Origin of the sequence: Bacillus sp. JJ634, from assembly GCF_036962285.1 — a bacterium.
GTDB classification, from domain to species: domain Bacteria; phylum Bacillota; class Bacilli; order Bacillales; family DSM-1321; genus Peribacillus; species Peribacillus asahii_A.
This window is the reverse complement of sequence record NZ_JBALMU010000086.1, coordinates 21,070-27,069: the sequence shown is the minus strand read 5'-3', so window position 1 is coordinate 27,069 and position 6,000 is coordinate 21,070. Positions and strand designations below refer to the sequence as shown.

General features: G+C 39.7%; 4 protein-coding genes, 1 other RNA gene and 1 other annotated feature (1 of these 6 only partly in view). All 5 genes read right to left on the bottom strand.

The annotated features are described in order from the left end of the window. Positions 1-244: 244 nt before the first annotated feature. A complete protein-coding gene (locus V7068_RS13700) occupies positions 245-1,012 on the bottom strand; it encodes a tRNA threonylcarbamoyladenosine dehydratase (protein ID WP_119117462.1) in 768 nt (255 codons plus the stop codon). 109 nt (positions 1,013-1,121) lie between these two features. Beyond that, positions 1,122-2,264, bottom strand: a complete 1,143-nt coding sequence (locus V7068_RS13695) for a M20 family metallopeptidase (protein WP_499713248.1) — start codon at positions 2,262-2,264, stop codon at positions 1,122-1,124. Between the two features lie 197 nt (positions 2,265-2,461). Next, positions 2,462-2,646, bottom strand: a non-coding RNA gene (ssrS, locus tag V7068_RS13690) — 6S RNA. A 55-nt stretch (positions 2,647-2,701) separates the two neighbouring features. Continuing rightward, positions 2,702-4,474 carry an aspartate--tRNA ligase gene (gene aspS, locus V7068_RS13685; RefSeq protein ID WP_499713247.1) on the bottom strand — a complete coding sequence of 591 codons (1,773 nt, stop codon included), beginning with the start codon at positions 4,472-4,474 and terminating at the stop codon, positions 2,702-2,704. A gap of 12 nt (positions 4,475-4,486) precedes the next feature. After that, on the bottom strand, positions 4,487-5,758 hold the full coding sequence (gene hisS, locus V7068_RS13680; RefSeq protein ID WP_499713246.1) for a histidine--tRNA ligase: 1,272 nt from the start codon (positions 5,756-5,758) through the stop codon (positions 4,487-4,489). A gap of 62 nt (positions 5,759-5,820) precedes the next feature. Beyond that, positions 5,821-6,000, bottom strand: a binding site (T-box leader); it runs 57 nt beyond the window's last position.

Genomic DNA, 6,000 nt, shown 5'->3' with positions numbered 1-6,000 from the left:
TAATTAAATATTTACATATTAGTAAATATTAAAAATATTCTACCTTAAAAACCCAATTACGTCTATATTCCTATTGTTTTTTCTATCAAAATAGAAAAAATAAGTAATAAACTATGAACTTTTTCATTAGAAAGACTATTCTCTAGCCCATGTACAAATCCGGTTTTATTATTGAACACTAATATTTACAAATCGTTTTCAAATAAAAAAACTGACCCTGCTTACAGAGTCAGTTCAACTATATTCATTTCTCATCGCTTACACGGCGAATATCAATATCACGAACGATATCTCGAACTACCCAGCTTGCAGCAATTAATCCTGCCACTGAAGGAACAAATGCATTGGATGATGGCGGCATTTTCGCTTTACGAATTTTTGCCTCATCGTTACCAACCACTTTTCGGACATCTTCACGAATGACAATTGGACTTTCATCAGAGAAGACAACAGGAATCCCTTTTGTAATGCCTTCTTTACGAAGTTTGGTACGAATCACTTTCGCCAGCGGATCGGTATGTGTTTTAGAAATATCCGCAATTTGAAAGCGGGTTGGGTCCATTTTATTAGCAGCACCCATGCTGGAAATCATCTTGATATTGCGCTTTAAACATTCTTTCATTAAATGTATTTTATACATAATGGTATCAGATGCATCAATGACATAATCTAAGCCATAGCTGAAAAATTGTTCATATGTTTCTTCTGTATAAAACATTTTTAAAGCAATAACTTCACAGTCTGGATTAATTTCTTTTACGCGGTCGCGCATCAATTCAACCTTTTGCTGTCCAACTGTTGAAAGCAGGGCATGAATTTGTCGATTAACATTTGTAATATCTACATCATCTTTATCGACTAAAACAAGACGTCCAACACCCGAACGTGCTAAGGCCTCTGCTGCAAACGAGCCGACTCCACCAATACCGAGTACAGCGACCGTTGAATTTTTTAATAAGTTTAAGCCTTCCTGGCCTAAAGCTAATTCATTTCGCGAAAATTGGTGCAACATTATTCTCAACTCCAATAAAATTACTTATAAAGTCAAGAATATAACATAACTACAGCACATGACAAGTTAAAATGAAAAGCCAGCCTGTCGGAATGATTCCCACTCTGAATTATTCCGACAGCTTTTGGATAACAGTCGCTAATAATAACGTTCGTTCCAATAAACTCGAAATGACTAAATACTCCTCTTCACTATGAAAGAAACCACCAATTGGTCCTAGTCCATCAATTGTTGCCACTCCCATAGCAGATGTAAGGCAAGCATCTGAACTTCCACCTGTCGCCGTATCTGTAATCGTTAAACCAAGCTCCTGCCCCGCCTGCTTAATTACGGATAGCAGAGCCTCTGTTCTTTGGTTTTTTTCCATTGGAATTCTCTCTATTTTCCCAATTACATTTGTTTTTGTCCCCGCAATATAATTTGTTGCACAAATTTTTTCAATTTGTTCTTTCAAGGGATTGATTTGCTTTTTTTGTGAAATACGGACATCCACATGAGCAGAAGCTTCAGCTGCTACAGTATTGGCAGCCGTTCCACCTTGTATAAGACCAACGTTTACACTAATTCCTTCTTCATGATTCGTCAATTGCTGAAGTTTAATCACTTTATAAGCTAGTTCTTCAATGGCACTGTGACCTTTTTCTGGCTCAATCCCGGAATGGGCTGCTTTACCCTCTACAAAAACCTTAAACTGCCCTCCTCCTCTTCTCGCTGTTACAATTGAACCATCTGGACGTGCCGCCTCTAAAATTAAAGCATATTTTTTATTGATAGCCTGCTTCATAATAAGCGACCTAGAGGTTGGAGACCCAAGCTCTTCGTCACTATTTAAAACAATCTGAACGTTCTGGTATCCCTTTCTTCCGGTCTGCTTCATGCATGTTAGTGCATAGACTAACTCAACTAAGCTTGCCTTCATATCAATTACACCCGGACCATATGCACGGCCGTCCTTCATTGTAAATGGCCGTCTTTTCGCCGTTCCTTCTGGAAAGACTGTATCCATATGACCAATAATGATAATTTCAGGTTGTACCGCATCACGATGCTGGATAACTAGATGATTGCCATGCGCTTTTTCTTCTACTACCTCTACGATAAAACCAAGACGCTCAAATTTTACTTTTAGTAACCCACTTATTTCATCAATCCCCGACTTTATGTGAGAACCGCTATCTATATTTACGATTTGTTCTAAAAAATGAAGCATTTCTTGTTTCTTTGCGTTCAATAGATCCTTCAAGATGCCCACTCTTCTCTTCACTTGTTATCGTTATTATATATTTACGAAAGTTTACCAGGAATGTGCTGTTATATTATGATTATTTACTTTTATCTACTATATTAACTCGTTTACCTGCTAAATTGATATATTTACCTGATAATGACCGTACTTTACCCGTTAAATGCAAAAAACCCTACGTATGTAGGGTTTTACATTCATGATTAAGAGGTCCCAATTATGCCGTTTGTGCCCTTGTTTTGAACCCGCTCTCCGCAGGTGGGTGCTCTGTTCTAAACAATTGTAAGTCCTCTCAAGGAGGCATGTACGCGGCTTAGAAACTTGGGAGCTCCCTTAACTATAAGTGTTCGGTCAAAACTTATAGGTTTGGAAACGTACACATCAGGACTCTCTCTTACTTGGAAATATCATACCATATTGCTTTTGTCTGTTTCAAGCGATATTGGTTATGATTTTTTCGAAGGTGTAATCGCTAAATTCAATTCTTTTAGCTGCGCTGGACTTACCGTACTTGGTGCCGCTGTTAACAGGTCGCTTGCGCTTGCTGTTTTTGGGAACGCAATTGTATCACGTAAGTTTGTACGACCTGCAAGCAGCATCACTAAGCGGTCTAAACCAAGAGCAATTCCACCATGTGGAGGTGTTCCGTATTCAAAGGCATCCATTAAGAAACCAAACTGCTCTTTTGCTTCTTCTTCAGAGAAACCAAGTGCTTTGAACATACGCTCTTGGATATCACGTTCAAAAATACGCAGAGATCCGCCTCCAAGCTCATAACCATTCAAGACAATGTCATACGCTTGAGCACGTACTTCTTGTGGCGCACTTTCCAATTTATCTAAGTCTTCACGGAATGGCATTGTGAATGGATGATGTGCTGCTGTATAGCGTTTTTCATCTTCATTATACTCAAGAAGCGGCCAATCTGTTACCCAAAGAAAGTTGAATGCAGATTCGTCAATTAAGCCGCGTTCTTTCGCAAGCTTCACGCGAAGAGCCCCAAGTGTGTCCGCTACAATGCTTTTCTTATCGGCACAGAACATGATAATATCGCCAACTTCAGCTTTCACAGTTTGGATTAACGCTTCTTCAAGTTCACCAAAGAATTTCGCGATTGGTCCTTTTAAACCGTCTTCTTCAACTTTTAACCAAGCAAGACCTTTTGCACCGTAAATTGCTGCAAATTCTGCGTAAGCATCCATTTCTTTACGAGAGTAGTCCGCAGCTCCGCCTTTGACTACGATTGCTTTTACTTGGCCGCCTTTTTCAAGAGCACCTGTAAATACTTTTAAGCTGCTTTGTTTCGCCACTTCAGCAATATCAATAAGTTCCATGCCGAAGCGAGTATCCGGTTTATCTGAACCATAACGATTCATTGCATCATCATATGTGATACGAGGGAATGGAAGTGTCACATCTAAGCCTTTTACTTCTTTCATCACTTTAGCCATCATGTTTTCTGTCATAGACATAATGTCTTCTTGGCTCATGAAGCTTGTCTCAATATCGATTTGTGTGAATTCAGGTTGTCTGTCAGCTCGTAAATCTTCATCACGGAAACAACGAGCTACTTGATAGTAACGTTCAAATCCAGATACCATCAATAATTGTTTAAATAATTGCGGTGATTGCGGCAGGGCATAGAATTCCCCTTCATGAACACGGCTCGGTACTAAGTAATCACGTGCTCCTTCTGGTGTACTTTTTGTTAAAATTGGTGTTTCAATGTCTAGGAATCCTTCGCTATCTAAATAGTTGCGGATTGCTTTTGTCGCTTTATGGCGCATGTTTAATGTTTCAAACATCGCTGGACGACGTAAATCTAAATAACGATATTTCAAACGAACATCTTCAGAGACATCCGTATTTCCATCGATAGCAAATGGAGGAGTTTTCGCTTCGTTAATAATCGTAATATTTTCAACTTGTACTTCAATTGTACCTGTTGCAATATTTGGATTCACCGTTGTTTCATCACGTTTTACAACCGTTCCTTGCACATCAAGAACGTATTCGTTACGAACTTTCTCAGCAATCGCTAAGCTTTCCGCTGATACATCCGGGTTGAACACAATTTGAACAACGCCTGTACGGTCACGCAGATCAATAAAAATTAATCCACCTAAATCACGTCGCTTTTGAGCCCATCCTTTTAATGTTACTTTTTCACCAATCGCTGTTTCTAAAACTTCTCCACAGAAGTATGATCTACCAAACATCTTAGTTCCTCCTTAAGGTTGTAACTTCTTAAATTGTTCAATAAATGTTGCTAAGTCTAATTCAACTTGCTCGCCTGTCGCCATGTTTTTAAGGTTGATTTTGTTATTTGCCAACTCATCATCCCCAAGTACAGCCACATATTTTGCTTCTAGTCGGTCAGCCGATTTAAATTGTGCCTTTACTTTACGGTCTAAATAATCTTTTTCAACAGTAAAACCAGCATTGCGCAATTGATAAGCAAGCTTTACCGTATAATCACGCGCAGCATCTCCTAAGGAAACAAAATAGCAGTCAATGCCTTGTTCAATAGGAAGCTTGACGTCTTCTGCTTGTAAAGCCGCAATTAAACGTTCAATACTAAGAGCAAAACCAATACCCGGTGTTTCTGGACCGCCTAAACTTTCAGCAAGGCCGTTATAACGACCGCCTCCAGCTAATGTTGTAATCGCCCCAAATCCTTCCGCTTCACTCATAATCTCAAATGCCGTGTGATTATAATAATCCAAACCACGTACAAGCGTTGGATCTTCCACAAATTCAATCTCTAAATCTGTCAAATGCTGTTTCACCTTATCAAAATACGTACGTGATTCTTCATTTAAATAATCAATAATCGATGGAGCCGTTTTCATTAACTCATGATCATGATCTTTTTTACAATCTAAAATGCGAAGCGGGTTCTTTTGCAAGCGATTTTGACAATCGCCGCAAAACTCACCAATGCGCGGTTCAAAATGATTAATTAACGCATTGCGGTGAGCGATTCGACTTTCGCTATCACCTAAACTATTAATGACAAGCTTTAGTTTTTTCAACCCTAACTCTTGATAAAGGTTCATCGCTAATGCCAGCACTTCTGCATCGATAGCTGGGTCTTTGCTGCCCAAAGCTTCAATTCCGAATTGAACAAATTGACGGAAGCGACCCGCTTGTGGACGCTCATATCGAAACATTTGTCCAATATAATAAAGCTTAACCGGTTGTGATGGATGACCAAACATTTTATTTTCAATATACGAACGAACAACAGACGCCGTTCCTTCTGGACGCAGCGTTAAATCCCTTCCACCGCGATCTTGAAACGTATACATTTCCTTTTGCACGATGTCTGTTGTATCACCTACACCGCGTAAGAACAGTTCCGTATGCTCGAAAATCGGTGTGCGAATTTCTTTATATTGATAGCGGCGACAAAGCTCGCGCGCTGTATTCTCAATGTATTGCCAGATCTCCGTTTGGCCCGGCAGTAAATCCTGCGTACCTCGTGGAATTTGAATACCCATTGCGTTCCCTCCATTCTTATTTGCCCATACAAAAAACTCTCGTCCCTTGTAACTCAATCGCTACAAGGGACGAGAGTTGAATATCCCGTGGTGCCACCCTAGTTGAAGCACGTAATAAGTGCCTCCTCTTTTAAGCAGTTAACGCCTGCCTACGTTCATCTCCTACTAAAGAATGCTTGTTCAGAGCGAAACCTACAGAGTGTTCTTTCATTAAGGCATCATGTGGAATGCTCTCAGCCTAA